The sequence below is a fragment of the Paraburkholderia pallida genome (assembly GCF_004524855.1).
GTDB classification, from domain to species: domain Bacteria; phylum Pseudomonadota; class Gammaproteobacteria; order Burkholderiales; family Burkholderiaceae; genus Paraburkholderia; species Paraburkholderia oxyphila.
This window is the reverse complement of sequence record NZ_CP038149.1, coordinates 1142014-1156392: the sequence shown is the minus strand read 5'-3', so window position 1 is coordinate 1156392 and position 14379 is coordinate 1142014. Positions and strand designations below refer to the sequence as shown.

Below are 14379 nucleotides of genomic sequence, written 5' to 3'. Positions count from 1 at the left end.
TCAGTCAGCATCGGGCCGCACCAGGCAGCATCAGGCCGCGGCGATGGCGTGCACGTCGCCAGCGGGACCCGCATCGTCGTCGGCGGGCTCCGCGAGGCTCTCGGCGATCAGCTCGATCAACTCGCGCACGACGAACTTGCCTTCGTAACCGCTCGTCTTCAGCGCGTCCTCGAACATCGTCAGATCCTTGGGGCAGCAGACGACGAACACTTCCAGCCCTTCGATGCGCGCGGCCTCGTGCATGCGGTTCTGCGAGGGCTTTTCCTTGCCGACCGGATCGCTCATCCAGATCCGGCCGCCGCCGGCGCCGCAGCAAAACGAGTTGTCGCGCGAGCGGGGCATCTCCACGAGATCGCAGCCGAGCGCCGCGAGAATCTGGCGGGGCGCGTCGTAGCCCTTGTTGAAGCGGCCGAGGTGGCACGGGTCATGGAAGGTCACGCGGTAGCCGAGCTTGCGCTTCACCTTCAATACACGTTCGGTGAGCATGCGCGCGACGAGGCTCGTGTAATGCTCGATCTCGTACTTGCCGCCGAAGTCGGGGTACTCGTTGCGGATCGTGTTGTACGAGTGCGGGTCGGTCGTCACGATGCGGCGGAAATTCGACTGCCCGAGCATGGCGATGTTGTTCTCGGCGAGCAACTCGTAGAGGCCTTCCTCGCCCACGCGGCGCACGTCGTTGCCCGCGTTCGACTCTCCCTCGTAGAGCAGGCCGAAATCCACTTCGGCGTTGTGCAGCAGCGTGGCGAAGGCTTGCGTCACGCGCTGGTTGCGCGGATCGAACGAGGCATAGTCGCCGACGAACCACAGCAGATCGACGCTCTCCTTGCGCGCGTCCTTGATCTGGAAGGGCAGCGGCTTGGTCCAGGCGGCGCGCTTGCGCTTCGATTCGTTGAACGAATTGCCATTCTTGTGGATGGCCTGCAGCGTTTTTTGCACCTGCGGCTCCATCTCGCCGTCCTCGACGAGCTTGCGGCGCATCTGCACGATGATCGGCACGTGCTCGACGGCCACGGGGCAGATCTCGACGCAGGCCATGCAGGTGCGGCACGACCAGACGGTTTCCATGAACACCTGGCCGATGCCCTTGCCGTGCACGTCGAGCTTCACTTCGTCGGGCAAGGTGTTCTTTTGCAGCGCCTCGTTGGCGAACTCGCGCAGCGAGAGAATCACATCGCGCGGCGAGAGCGGGGCGCCTACGGCGTTCGCGGGGCAGGCCTCGTGGCAGCGGCCGCACTTCGTGCAGGCGTCGAGATTGAGCAGGTGCTTCCAGGTGAAGTCGGTGATGGTCTTGTAGCCCACCCGCTCGCTGCCTGCCGGCGCGCCTTCCACGACCTCGGCGGCCTCGATGCGCGGCAGGCGCTGCGCCGCGAGCGGATCGCGCATCATGAGCGAGCCCGAGGCCGTGAAGATGTGCTTGACTTTCGTGTACGGGATCAGCGCGATGAAGGTGAGCGCGAGCAGGCCATGGAACCACCAGAGGCCGGTGCGCATCACGTAGGCGGCCGAAGCGCTCACGCCCACGCCCTTGAAGATCTCGGCGAGCAGGGCGGCCACCGGCGACCACCAGCGCGTGTCCCACACCACCGCGCGGTCCTGCAGCCAGACGAGGCGCAGCCCGCTCAGCACGAAGCCGGTGATGCCGATCAGCACGAGCGTCCAGAGGAACGCCCAGTCTTCGCGGCGGTAGCCGCTGCGGTCGTAGTCGGGGTCGCCGGGCTGGCGGTCGGGGCGCTTGTAGTCGAGCTTGGGGGGCTTGATCCAGCCGCGGCGCGCCATCATGTAGATGAGCCCGGCGATCATGGAGACGCCCGCCACGTTCATCACGAGCTTGAACAGCAGATAGAAGTCGCCGTTCCAGAAGTGAAAGCCGAGAAAGCGCGCCGTGATGTCGTAGTCGACGGTGACGGTGGCGGTGCCGAGAAACAGCACCGCGAAGCCGTAGAAAATCATCCGGTGCGCGCGGCCCGCGGCGGGGTCGCGGCGCGCGACGGTGCGGTGGCTCAGCACCACGCGCACCATGTCCTTGAAGCGCGCCTGCAGATCGATCTTGCCGAACGACTTCGACAAGGGCTGCCCGCGCCGGTATTTGCGGATCTGGACGTAGACACCCCACGCGAATACGCCGACGGCAGTGAGGCCGATGAGATAGAACAGCGCGATCGCAAACGACGGGAAGCCTTCGAACAGGATGCGCGTGACGGTCGCGGGGTCGAAAGTCGCTGGGGTCTGCATGGCTCGTCCGTTGATTGAATGGGGGAAAGGGGTGTGCTTTTTTCAGGCAAAGCACGCCCGTGCCAGGCCGTCGAGCGCGCCTGACGAGACCACTGCGCCGTGGTGCCCGGCGATGCGGGCGCCACGGCGGCGGGGCGCGTCCCGGCCTGATGTCGGTCCGCAGTGAGTGCTTGAGCACTGACTGCGGTCCCACGCAGAGCGCCGGGCGCGCGCCGCCTTTTTACTTCTTGTAGACGATCTGGTAATTGCCTTCGGGCAGGTGCGGCGTGCCCCAGACCGCCACTTCGCGCTTGTACGGCAGCGGGAACTGCGGGTTCGCTTCCTCGATCTCGCGCGCGACGCGGTGGCCCGTGAAGGTCGCATCGGCGATCAGGCGCGGTGCTTCGGCGTCGCCGATCAGGTATACCCCCTTGATGCCCTTGCTCTCCCACTGGTCCTGCTTCGCCTTGATCTCGCGGTAGAGCGTGTCGTTCGAGCGGCGGCCCGTGACGAGCACGAGCGAGTCGAACTCGAGCCAGCGGTGGGTCTTGTTCGCGTCGCGCGGCAGTTGGCCCGCGCCCCGGTAGGTGCGCTTCGAGCCATCGCCCCAGATGTTGTAGATCTCGATGCGGCCCTTCTCGATGCGGCTCGCGAAGTGGTCACCCAGCTCGGTCACGTGCAGCTCATGGAGCCGGCGCATCATGTTCGGATACTCGAGCGTGAAGTGCATGTAGTTCGCCAGATGCACGCCGCTCACGATCGTGACTTCGTGGCCGGCCGCCGCGAGCTTCTCGGCGAGGCTCGGCGCCATGAAGTAGGTATCCGCGTTGAGAATCACGACGCGCTTGCCAATCGGCTTCTTGCCGCCGAGCACCTGCTCGGGCGTCAATTGATCGGGCTGCGAAGCATCGGCGCCGGGGATCGGATCGTGCGTGAGGCAGTTGGTGCCGTCGCCGACCCAATGCGAGCCCGTGGCGATCACCACTTTTTCCGCGCCGTAGTCGAGCACGTCGTCGGCAGTGAGCGGCTTCACGCCGAGTGCGAGCTGGCTCTGCTTGTTCTTCTTCAGCAGCTTCGTGATCTGCGTCTCGCGATAGTCGCGGTGGTAGCCCCATTCGCCGAGGCCCGGCAGCGTGACGACGCTGTTCAGATGGCCGCCGATCTTCTCCGCGCTGTCCACGAGGTGGACCGTGTAGCCGCGCTGCATCAGCACGCGTGCGCATTCCGAGCCCGACGGGCCCGCGCCCACCACGAGCACCGAGTCGTTCGACTTGCATTCCTCGAACTTCTCCGGGTGCCAGCCGCGGCGATACTCTTCGCCGGCCGTGGCGTTCTGCGTGCAGATCATCGGCGGGCCGCCGATTTCCCAGCGCGAGATGCAGACGTTGCAGCCGATGCACACGCGCACGTCGTCGACGCGGCCTTCCTCGATCTTCTTCGGCAGGAACGGATCGGCGATCGAGGGACGTGCCGCGCCGATGATGTCGGCATAGCCCTTCGTGACGATCTCGGTCATCTTCTCCGGATCGGTGAAGCGGCCCACGCCGAGCACCGGCTTCTTCGAGACCTGCTTGATGAACTTGGTCCACGGGACCTGATGGCCCTGCAGATAGAAGCGCGACGGGCCGGCGTCCTCGCCCCACTCGGCGATGTCGCCCACGTCCACGTCCCACAGGTCGACGAGCGAATCGGCCATTTCGACGAACTTCATGCCGTCCTTCTCGACTTCGACGCCGCCGGCGCCATAGAGCGAGTCCACGGCGAAGCGCGTGGCGATGGCGCAGTCGCTGCCCACGGCGCGGCGCACTTTCTCGAGCGTCTCGAGCCAGAAGCGCGCGCGGTTTTCGAGCGAGCCGCCGTAGCCGTCGGTGCGCTTGTTGTAGTAGGGCGAGAGGAACTGCAGTGGCAGATACGAGTGCGCGCCGTAGACGTAGACGATATCGAAGCCGGCGTCGCGTGCGCGCAGCGCGCCCTCGACGTAGTACTGCTGGACGTCGCGGATGTCGTCGAGATCCATCTCCTTGCAGTACGTGAGCGTTTCGAACTCCGAAGCGTACTGGCTCGGCCCGCGCGGCGTGGCGCGGCTTTCCATGCAGGGCGCGTGCGCGCCGCCGTACCACATTTCGATGCCGGCGAGCGCGCCGTACTTGTGGACTTCCTCGGTCATCGCGCGCAGGTTGCGCACGTCGCCTTCGTCCCAGATGCGTGCCGAGAGGCGGTGCGTGTCGTCTGACTCGGGATGGATCGAGCAATATTCGGTGTTCATCGCCGCCCAGCCGCCTTCGGCCTTCATCGAGCGGTGCGCGGCCTGGAAGCCGGGCAGGTTGCTGCCCGCGCCAATGCAGTGCGGGACTTGATAAAAGCGGTTGCGCAACGTCTTCGGGCCGATCTGGATGGGCTCGAACAGCACGTCATAGCGGGGATCGCGGGACATGGGGACGTATCTCCTGATGTGTTTGGTCTGCTTGTTGGGCTACGTGAGTCGAGGGTGGGGCGAGGTCGAGTCGAAACTCAGGCCGCCACGCGGGTGCGCACGCGTTGCGGGTCGTAAAAGGGCGTGCGGGTGACGGTGCCCGAGAAGGTGCCCGAGGCGTCGCGAATCTCGACCTTGGTGCCGAGCGCCGTATGCGAGGGCTTCAGGTGGACCATCGCGAGCGACTGCATCAGATACCGGCTGAACGTCGCGCTCGTGACGACGCCCACCTGCTCCTTGCCGATGAAGATCTTCGCGCCGGCCGCTACCGGGCCGTCGTGCTTCACGAGCACGCCGGCCTGCTTGAAGCGCTCCTTGCCGCGCGCATTGAGCAGCGCCGCCTTGCCGATGTAGTCGCCGGGCTTCTCGACGTCGATCATCCAGTCGAGGTTCAGCTCCCACGGCGTGACGTCGCCCTCGGGCATGTCGAAGGGGTAGAAGAGCAGGGCGGCTTCGATGCGCGCGAGCTCGAGCGAGGTCCACGAGGCCGGCACGATGCCGAGCGGCTTGCCTGCCTCGAGAATGGCGTCCCACAGCGCAATGGCGTCGTTCGCGCTGCACGAGACTTCGAAGCCCTGCTCGCCGGAATAGCCGCCGCGCGAGATGATGATCTTGCGGTCGAACAGCTGGGTTTCGACGTGGGCGAAATACGGCAGCTTCGCGAGATCGATGCCGATATGGGGCTGCAGGATGGCCGCGGCGCGCGGGCCTTGCAGCGAGAGCATGTGCACGTCGAAGTCCTGCTGCCATTGCACGTCGCGGCCTTGCGCGGCGCGGCGCAGATGGTCCTGGGTCGTGCCGCCGCCGTGCGAGATGCGGTATTGATTCGGCGCGTCGCAGATCACCATGAGGTCGTCGCACACGACGCCGCGCTCATCGACTTCCGCGGCGAGGCGCGCGGTGCCGGGCTTCAACTTCGTGACGTCGATGGCGCAGATGCTGTCGATCACGGCGCAGGCATCGGGGCCGCTCACGCGAAGGATGTTCAGCGCGCTGATATCGTAGAGGCCTGCAGTCGAGCGCACGGCGACGACTTCGTCGTTCGGGTCGCTGTTGTAGTACCAGGGCAGCGGCATGTCGTTCCACATATCGCCGTCCAGCTTTGAGCCCAGTTCGCGATGGCGGATATTCAGAATTGATTGCCTTGTCATAGCGTTTTCCCGAGGTTGAGAGCCTTGCGTGACTCACATGAATAAAGGCCGACGAAGCTGGGCCGGTAGGCCATGACGAGGGCCGCTGGATAGTCGCTGGATGGCAATCAGTCTGAGTCGTTAAAATCGGCGTCACAATCGCCCCGTGGCGCTACCTCCGAGTGGGTAGGCGCGCTACTTCGGCCCGCTGCGCGAACCTTTCAAATGCGCCGCAACACGGGCTTGCGCGTAAGCGTGCATATACCTTGAAAAGCCTCGCATGCCCGCCAGATGGACATTGCGCTGCATGGCGAGCGCCAAAATGCACCCCCCTGGGCGTAGCAGAGGGGCTACCCCCAATGAATCATTGCTCTCCCTTTTTTGCTCGCCGATTCTGTTCGTACAGATTCGCAGCCACGAATGCGCATGTCCGGTTCGGGGTCTCGACTGGGAGATCGGCGTGATTTCGTTCGGTCTTTCATGAGGCTCTCACCGGCTGCGCGCTCACCTGACGTGAGGATCAATGGGCATGAACGGACCCAAGGCGATACCAGTACGCGTCGAACGTGTGGAGAGCATCACGGCCGATATCCGGCGCTTCACGCTCGTGCCGGCGCAAGGCGGCTCTTTGCCGGCGTATTCCGCAGGCAGCCATGTTGTCGTGACCATGCGAGGGGAGGCGCGCACCTGGCGCAATGCCTACTCGCTGACGAAGGCGGCGGGCGCGCGCGACGCGTATCAGATCATGGTGCGCCGCGTACCGGCCTCGCGCGGCGGCTCGGCGTTCATGCACTCGCAGGTGCACGAGGGCAGCGAGCTCGAAATTTCGATGCCGTCGAACTTTTTTCCGCTCGCGCGCCTGGCGACCAAGCATGTGATCGTTGCGGGCGGCATCGGCATCACGCCGTTCCTCTCGATGCTGCCGGAGCTGGCCGCGAGCGGCGCGCGCGTGGAGATGCATCTGTGCTGCCGCCCCGAGGACGCCGAGGCGCTGGAGGCCCTGATCGCCGAGCGCATCGTGGGCGGCGTGGCCATCTACACCGACCTGCAAGATGTCGAACCGCGCTTTGGCGAACTGCTGGCGGCGCAACCGCCCGGCACGCATCTCTATACTTGCGGTCCGCTCGGCTTGATGGAAGGGCTCGCCCAGGCGGCACGCGCACGCGGCTGGCCCGAGAGCCATTTTCACCAGGAGAGCTTCGGCGGCGCGTCGCACGGCGAGCCGTTTGTCGCCGTGCTCGCGAAGAGCGGCTGCGAGGTAGCGGTAGGCGCCGACCAGAGCCTGCTCGAAGCACTGGAAGCGGCGGGCATCGACGCGCCGTACATGTGCCGGGGCGGCGCGTGCGGCACCTGCTCGCTCGAAGTGCTGGAAGGCGAGCCCGAGCATCGCGACTTCTTCCAGAGCGCCGCTGAGCGCGCGACGAACTGCAACGTGCTGCCTTGCGTGTCGCGTGCGCGCAGCGAGCGTCTCGTGCTGAACATCTGACGAATACGAGGAAGCCCAACGCCATGTCCATCGCCTTCAAGCCTGACGAGTCGTTTCGCGACGTCTACACGTATCGCAACAGCGAAGAAGCCATCCTGCGTTTTCCGTTTCCGTTCCCGGAAGACCGCTACATGTATTCGGTCAATATCGAGCCGCACACGAGCGGCGCGCCCGGGACGGTGTTGCGGGCCGCGTTCGATATCGACGAGCACTACATCGCCGAATGCCGCGACCGCGCGCTGACACTCGAACACGACCCATTGCGCTGCCAGGTGCTGGACCACATGGATGCCGCCCAGTGGGACACGCTCGAGCTGATCATGGAAAGCCTCGCGCACGATTACCCCGAGTATTTCCAGCTCGAGCGCGACGGCACACGCTGGCACTGGACCAACCGCCCGCTCGGGCTCACACAATCGTTCGTGTTCGGCGACGCCGACACGCTGCCGTGCCCGCCGTTCGAGTACATCACGCGCCAGGCGCAGGGCGACTACGTCCTGCTCGATCATCGCGACGACAACCTGTTCATGGACGGGGGCATGGTGACGACCCAGGCGGACTGGTCGCTCGACTTCGACCTCGGCATGAGCTTCATGGAGTGGCACGGTCCCGTGCCGCTCGCGCATCAGGCCGGCATCTTCGAGCGCGCGCTGAAATTCCTGTTGCGCCTGCAATCGGGCGCGCCGGTGCGGCGCCTGAACTGGACGATGACCGTCAATCCGCGCCTCGACACCTCGCCTGAGCACTACCCCGAGTGGGGCCCGGACCGCGCGAGCATCACGCCGGAGAACGTCGGCGGCAAGCTGCATTTGCGCGTCGAGCTGCAGACGCTGTTCAGGCTGCCGCGCAGCAACGCGATCCTGTTCGGCGTGCGCTGCTATCTGATCGGCCTCGACGAGCTCGCGCGCGTGCCGAAATGGGGCAAGCGCCTGCATCGCGTGCTGAGCACGCTGCCGCCCGAGCTTGCCGAATACAAGGGGCTGGTGCGCTATCGCGAGACGGCGTGCCAATGGCTCGCGCAGTTCGACGACGGCGCGCCGACCACGCCCGGCACGCAGGCCGAGGTCGACCGTCTGAGCCCGCCGCTCGACGAGTCCCAAGCACGGCCGAGTTTCGCCGGGTCCTGAGTTCTTCGTGGTCACGCCGCGTGCCGTGTCCGGCGCCGCGCTTCAGGCGGCGCCGGTCTACGGTGCGCGGCGTGGCGGCGGTCGCATCTCCTGAGTTCCGTATTCCGGCCGCCACCCAGCGGTCCCTCATCAGAGAAAGGAAGAGATCTATGAATACGATTACCGAAGATGTCGTTGTCGAACCGGAGGGTTCGTTACAGCGAAAAATCAGTTGGACCGGCGCATTCTGGGTGGCCAGCGGAGTGCCGGCGCTGGTGCTGTTCTCGATCGGCTCGATCGCGGCCACCGTCGGCAAGCTCTCGTGGGCCGTCTGGATCATCTCGATCGGCCTCGGCTTCATCCAGTCGTTCTCGTACGCGGAGATCGCGGGGCTCTTTCCGCACAAGTCGGGCGGTGCGTCGGTCTACGGCGCAATCGCGTGGGTGCGCTACTCGAAGCTGTTCGCGCCGCTCTCGGTCTGGTGCAACTGGTTCGCGTGGTCACCGGTGCTCGCGATCGGCTCGGGGCTCGCGGCGGGCTACGTGCTCTCAGTCCTCTTTCCCGCGGACTCCGCCATCAACACCTGGCAGATCACGCTGGTGAGTCTGGACTGGCTGCGCACCGGCCTGAGCTTGCGTATCAACGCAACGTTCATACTTGGCGCCGCCATTCTGCTCGTCACCTTTGCGATCCAGCACCGCGGCATCCTGAACGCCGCGCGCATCCAGACCATCCTTGGTGTGGCCGCGCTGATTCCGCTGATTCTCGTCGGCACGGTGCCGCTCTTTACCGGCGAAGTACCGTTGCACAACCTGTTTCCGCTGGTGCCGTTCGCAAAGGACAGCGCAGGGCAGATCATCGACGGCACCTGGGACCGCGCGGCGGTCACGCTGATGGCGGGGGGGCTCTTCGTGGCCGCCTGGTCGACCTACGGGTTCGAGACAGCCGTCTGCTACACGCGTGAGTTCCGCGACCCGAAGGTCGACACGTTCAAGGCCATCCTGTATTCAGGCCTCCTCTGCATCTTCGTGTTCACCGTGGTGCCGCTCTCGTTCCAGGGTGTGCTCGGCCTCGGCCATATGGTCTCGCCCGACGTGAAGGACGCGGCTGGCAACGTGGTGACGCCGGCGGTCTATAGCGGCATGCTCTCGCCGGACATCTACAGCGGCTCGGGCGTGGCCAAGGCGATGGCGCCCATGATCCACGGTGGCCTGCTGGTCGAGCGCGTGCTGGTCGTGATGCTGGTGCTTGCACTCGTGCTTGCGATCATGACCTCGATGGCGGGCTCGTCGCGCACGCTGTATCAGGCCTCGGTGGACGGATGGCTGCCGAAGTACCTCTCGCACGTGAACGAGCACGGCGCGCCCACCCGCGCGATGTGGACCGACCTGTGCTTCAACCTGATCCTGCTCTTGATGTCGGACTATGTGTTCGTGCTTGCCATGTCCAACGTCGGCTACATCATCTTCAACTTCCTGAACCTGAATTCCGCGTGGATTCACCGCCTCGACCGCCCCGACTGGAACCGGCCGTTCCGCGCGCCCAACTGGCTGCTCGTGCTGGGCACGCTGTTCTCGTTCGTCAATCTCGCGCTGATGGGCATGGGCGCGGACACCTGGGGCAAGGGCACGCTGGTTTCGGGCCTGTGCTTTGCCGCGCTGATCCTGCCGGTGTTCCTGTTCCGCCACTACGTGACTGACAAGGGGCATTTCCCCGACACGATGAAAGAGGACATGGAGCTGCTCAGCAACGGCAAAGTCGCGAAGCGCGCCGGCATATTGCCTTACTTGACCATTGCGGCCGGGGTAGCGGTGGTCGTGGTCACCCATAGTCTCGGGATCTACTGATAGCCATGCCAACGGAGGGCGCCCAGATGATGACCTCGCTTAACAAGAGCCGCCCGGAGTACGTGCCGATTCAGGCCGACCCGCAGGGCACGCAGCACTGGTTCCTCACCTCGGGCGCCACCGAGGCCGATTGTGATCGCGTGTTGAAGGTGTTGGGCACGCTGGGCAGCGTGCCGGTCGAGGTCTGGTCCGTGGATGAGGACCTGGCGCATGCGGGCGCGGGCGGCGTTTGCGTATTGCCTCACGCCGTAGCGCGGCACTTTGATGGCGAGGGCGAGATGCTTGGCGCGCTCGGTGAGGCGCTGCGCGGCGCGCGCGTGGGCATTCGGGTTTATGCGCTCGGGACCGAGCCGTTTATCTGGTCGGTGAGGCAGGTTGCCGAGCGGGGCGGTGTTGCGGCTGAGGCGGTGAAGGTGGAGCATAGCGGGAGCCTTCAGCGGCGTGTGTATTGCATTCACTGTCGCTCCATGAGCGAAGGTGTCACGACCAATGTGACGCCGTGTACGGGCTGTGGCAGGAAGCTGTTCGTGCGCGATCACTTTTCGAGGCGGCTGGCTGCGTTTATGGGCGTGCAGGCCGATGCTGAAGTGCCTGGGGAGCTTCCAGTTGCTGAGCAGGCATGGGGTTGATAGGCCTTGTGACAGGCCTTGTGGCATTGGCCTTAACTTGTTTTCGCGGCGGGCCGCAAGCGTCGCCCCTGTGCGGGGCGGCACCTACTTTTCTTTGCCGCGGCAAAGAAAAGTAGGCAAAAGAAAGCCGCTCAAACCGCCAGTGTGACGCAGTTCACCACTGCCCTGTATATCGGAGTGGCTCCGGGGCGTCTGTCGTCACTCGACGTCACCCGGAGTGACTAAGGGCTCATCCATCCGGCGGCGCTGCGCGCGCCGTGGGGTATAACCAAAAACAGTGGGTGCACGGGCATTTTCGTAGGACTCCAGCGTATTCAATCGACGGCTCGCCCACGCATTCGCCAGCCAGAACGCCCGTGCATTGACCAATCAGCACTCCCGCGCATTTACCAATCAGTATTCTCGTGCATTTGCCAATCAGCATTCCAGAGCATTTGTCAATCAACGCGCCAACGCATTTACCGGTCAGCGCCTTCGCGCACTTACCGGGTGGCACCCCCAGCGCATTCGCCGGCCCGCCCGCCTGGTTTTCCTTGCAGACCCTTCCGCCCGCGCGAAGCGCGTGGCGGGAAGAATGAGCCCTTTGTCACTAACGCGGAGTGTGCGAGGAGACGGATGCCCCGGAGCCGCTCCGATATACAGGGCAGTGGTGGACAGCGTCACACTGGCGGTGTGAGCCGCTTTCTTTTGCCTACTTTTCTTTGCGGCTGCAAAGAAAAGTAGGTGCCGCCCCGCACAGGGGCAACGCCTGCGGCCCGCCGCGAATACAAGTTCAGGCCAACGGCCAAAAGGCACATTTATATCGCCCGCCGATTTCCCCAGCTACCTCCAAAGTAGAATCCCCTCTTGTAGATTGCCGCCCGGCAAGGACCCGCCATACTTAAAGGCGTCTAGCCTTGCCCCATCAAGCAGGAGAATTTGGCATGGAATCTCTCACCACTGTTCTTCTCGTCGACGACCACGCACTATTCCGCCGCGGCGTGGCGCAACTCATCCAGATGAACCCAGCCTTTAGCGTAGTGGGCGAAGCAAGCTCAGGCCAGGAGGGCATGGAGATGGCCCTCAAACTCGACCCCGACGTGATGCTGATCGACCTGAACATGCCGGAGATGAGCGGCGTGGAAACCATCGCCCTACTGCGCGAGCGGGGCATCAAGGCGCGCCTCGTCATGCTGACCGTTTCCGACAGCGAACGGGATATCGTAGCTGCACTGCGGGCCGGCGCACACGGCTATCTGCTCAAGGACATGGAGCCCGAGGAACTCTGCGCGAATCTGCAGAAGGTGCTGAAAGGCACCGCCGTGCTCAGCGAGGCCGCGACCGGCAATCTGGTTCAGGCGCTCTCGGGCAGCCAGTCCTTCTGCGCGAGCGAGACGCTGCTCTCGGCACGCGAGCAGGAAGTGCTCGACTACCTCGTCGAAGGGCTCTGCAACAAGGCAATCGCGCGCAAGCTCGACATCAGCGTCGGCACGGTCAAGGTGCACGTCAAGCATCTGTTGCACAAGCTCGATCTGCATTCGCGCCTCGAGGCAGTCGTATGGCACCGCGAGCACGTCGGGCGACGCCTCGCCTCGAGCGCCTGAGCAGAGGCCTCGCGCGCATCCCCGTTCGGCGCCGTCGCGGCCACGCGCCATATGAACGCGCTAGCGCGGGGCGCTCCCCGTTCCAATGCGCGTTTGCTGCGCGAAAGAGGCCGGCACGAAGGTCACCACGATGCGCGAGCCCGGTTCGTTCGCCCGGATCTCGAGCCGCCCGCCAAGGCTGCGCGAGCGCTCGCGCATGATCGAGAGCCCGTAGTGATGTTCGCCGCCCGATTCCGTGGCGATGCCGCGCCCATCGTCCTCGATCGTGACTGTGACTTCGCGCTCGTTGGACGCGAGCGTCACGAGCGCGCTCGACGCGCGCGCGTGGCGCACGACGTTGGTGAGCGCCTCGCGCACGATCTGCCCGATATGCAGCTCTTCGTTGACCGTGAGGCGCACGCGGCGGATGCGGTTGTCGACTGAGATCTGCACCTCGCTGCGCGAGGAGAGCTCTTCGGCGACTTCCTCGAGTGTCGCCGCGAGTCCGCGTGCGTGCACCGAGGTGCGGAAGGTGGTCAGCAACTCGCGCAGTTGGCGGTACGCGCTGTCGATCCCTTCGCGGATCGCCCGCGCGATCTGGCCGGCATCGCTCTGCGAGAGCTCTTCGGGCAGCACGGCCTGCAGCCGCGCGAGCTGGATTTTCATGTACGAGAGCGATTGCGCGAGCGAATCGTGGAGCTCACGCGCGATCGCGTTGCGCTCTTCCAGCAGCGTCATGCGCCGGTCGCGCACGTCGCGGCTCAGGTTGGAGATGGCCTGCGCGAGCACGCTCGCGATCGTCTCCAGCAGATGCACATGGCGCTGCTCGCAGCGCATATCGGCGTCGCCTTCGCCGATCAGCACGCCATACGTGCCGGAAGGCACGCGCACGGGTGCCGCGATGATCGTCAGCAGTTCATCGGACTGGCCGTGCGGCAGCGAGCGCACGCCCGAGAGCGACATCAGCTCGTTCACGACGCGCTCGCGCACGACGTGCGGCGCGAGGTCGGCGGGCGCCACGATCGCGTCGACGCCAAGCAGCTGAGCCGAAGGCTCCGAGAGCACGAGCGCGATGCGCTGCACGCGCAGGATGCCGACCAGCCGTTGCAGCAGCGCTTCGAGCGTGCCGCCTGTGGGCGCGTCTTCGGCGAGCTGGGCGCAGATATAATGCAGCAGGTCGAGCGACTGGTCAGCGAACGCAATATGGTCTTCGACGATACGCTTGAGCCGGGCCGATTCGTCCTGCTCGCTGCGCAGCCGCGCCACGAGGCCATTGAGCACCTTGATCAGGCGGTCGATTTCGTCGCGACCCGCGGGCACCTCGAGACCGACCTGGCTCAGCAGGTGCAAGGGCAGCGCCGGGCGCAACACGAGCGCGCGCCGCGCGCCCCATGCGAGCGCGAAGATGCCCGCGAACAGCAGCGCGGCCGTGCAGGCTTCGAGCAGCGTGATGACGGCTTCGAGCGCGTCGCCCTGACGACCGATTTCGACTCGCAGCGCATCGAGCATGTCCGGTGCCGCGCGCTCGCTGTCGAGCGTCTGCAGTTGCGCGGCGATGAGCGGCGTGGGCGCATCACGTTGCCGCCAGTGCGCCAACAAAGTATCGTTGTGGATGAGCTCGGTGGCATGGGCGTTCAGCCTGGCGGCGGCATCGGGCGAGGCCGCCGCGATGCTCGCGGCGATGCGGTGCAGCCTGGCGGCGTCGCCGAGCGTGACGGCGGCCTGCTCATAGAGGCCCTTGTTGTCCAGTTGCACGCGCGTGCAGACGAACAGCAGCGCGATGAGCGCGACAAGGCACGCGAGGACGATGCAGGTTTTCGCATAGAGCGGGTAACGGCGCAACCAGGCGCGGTCAGCGGCATTCATCTGGAGACAAGTAGCGAAGAAGGTACTGAGGGGCGCTTACTGCAACGTCACTGCACGTAGCTGCTGCGC

General features: G+C 65.2%; 9 protein-coding genes. 5 read left to right on the top strand and 4 right to left on the bottom strand.

Going from position 1 to position 14379, the window contains the following annotated elements:
- Positions 1–30: 30 nt before the first annotated feature.
- The 3 genes from E1956_RS20385 to E1956_RS20375 all read right to left on the bottom strand — a co-directional run bounded on the left by E1956_RS20385 (position 31) and on the right by E1956_RS20375 (position 5835).
- Positions 31–2232: a heterodisulfide reductase-related iron-sulfur binding cluster gene (locus tag E1956_RS20385; RefSeq protein WP_134752363.1), complete on the bottom strand. Its 2202-nt coding sequence runs from the start codon at positions 2230–2232 to the stop codon at positions 31–33.
- Positions 2233–2452: 220 nt separating this feature from the next.
- Positions 2453–4645 (bottom strand): oxidoreductase, encoded by a 2193-nt coding sequence (locus E1956_RS20380; protein ID WP_134752361.1) that lies wholly within the window; start codon positions 4643–4645, stop codon positions 2453–2455.
- A 77-nt stretch (positions 4646–4722) separates the two neighbouring features.
- Positions 4723–5835, bottom strand: a complete 1113-nt coding sequence (locus tag E1956_RS20375) for an aminomethyl transferase family protein (protein WP_134752359.1) — start codon at positions 5833–5835, stop codon at positions 4723–4725.
- Positions 5836–6343: 508 nt separating this feature from the next.
- On the opposite strand from E1956_RS20375, the gene E1956_RS20370 reads away from it, so the two are divergent.
- The 5 genes from E1956_RS20370 to narL all read left to right on the top strand — a co-directional run bounded on the left by E1956_RS20370 (position 6344) and on the right by narL (position 12465).
- On the top strand, positions 6344–7300 hold the full coding sequence (locus E1956_RS20370) for a PDR/VanB family oxidoreductase (RefSeq protein ID WP_134752357.1): 957 nt from the start codon (positions 6344–6346) through the stop codon (positions 7298–7300).
- A gap of 23 nt (positions 7301–7323) precedes the next feature.
- Entirely contained in the window at positions 7324–8427 is a 1104-nt protein-coding gene (locus E1956_RS20365) for a heme-dependent oxidative N-demethylase family protein (RefSeq protein WP_134752355.1), read from the top strand.
- Between the two features lie 149 nt (positions 8428–8576).
- A complete protein-coding gene (locus E1956_RS20360) occupies positions 8577–10253 on the top strand; it encodes an APC family permease (RefSeq protein WP_134752353.1) in 1677 nt (558 codons plus the stop codon).
- Positions 10254–10279: 26 nt separating this feature from the next.
- Positions 10280–10882, top strand: a complete 603-nt coding sequence (locus tag E1956_RS20355; protein WP_232071750.1) for a dimethylamine monooxygenase subunit DmmA family protein — start codon at positions 10280–10282, stop codon at positions 10880–10882.
- Positions 10883–11805: 923 nt separating this feature from the next.
- A complete protein-coding gene (gene narL, locus E1956_RS20350) occupies positions 11806–12465 on the top strand; it encodes a two-component system response regulator NarL (RefSeq protein ID WP_134752351.1) in 660 nt (219 codons plus the stop codon).
- A 60-nt stretch (positions 12466–12525) separates the two neighbouring features.
- On the opposite strand, the gene E1956_RS20345 is transcribed toward narL, so the two are convergent.
- Positions 12526–14310: a histidine kinase gene (locus E1956_RS20345; protein WP_134752349.1), complete on the bottom strand. Its 1785-nt coding sequence runs from the start codon at positions 14308–14310 to the stop codon at positions 12526–12528.
- Positions 14311–14379 lie beyond the last annotated feature (69 nt).

What these genes read in the sequence shown, in the direction of transcription:
- E1956_RS20385 (WP_134752363.1), bottom strand. Translation starts at nt 2,232, where the DNA reads ATGCAGACCCCAGCGACTTTCGACCCCGCGACCGTCACGCGCATCCTG.
- E1956_RS20380 (WP_134752361.1), bottom strand. Translation starts at nt 4,645, where the DNA reads ATGTCCCGCGATCCCCGCTATGACGTGCTGTTCGAGCCCATCCAGATC.
- E1956_RS20375 (WP_134752359.1), bottom strand. Translation starts at nt 5,835, where the DNA reads ATGACAAGGCAATCAATTCTGAATATCCGCCATCGCGAACTGGGCTCA.
- E1956_RS20370 (WP_134752357.1), top strand. Translation starts at nt 6,344, where the DNA reads ATGAACGGACCCAAGGCGATACCAGTACGCGTCGAACGTGTGGAGAGC.
- E1956_RS20365 (WP_134752355.1), top strand. Translation starts at nt 7,324, where the DNA reads ATGTCCATCGCCTTCAAGCCTGACGAGTCGTTTCGCGACGTCTACACG.
- E1956_RS20360 (WP_134752353.1), top strand. Translation starts at nt 8,577, where the DNA reads ATGAATACGATTACCGAAGATGTCGTTGTCGAACCGGAGGGTTCGTTA.
- E1956_RS20355 (WP_232071750.1), top strand. Translation starts at nt 10,280, where the DNA reads ATGATGACCTCGCTTAACAAGAGCCGCCCGGAGTACGTGCCGATTCAG.
- narL (WP_134752351.1), top strand. Translation starts at nt 11,806, where the DNA reads ATGGAATCTCTCACCACTGTTCTTCTCGTCGACGACCACGCACTATTC.
- E1956_RS20345 (WP_134752349.1), bottom strand. Translation starts at nt 14,310, where the DNA reads ATGAATGCCGCTGACCGCGCCTGGTTGCGCCGTTACCCGCTCTATGCG.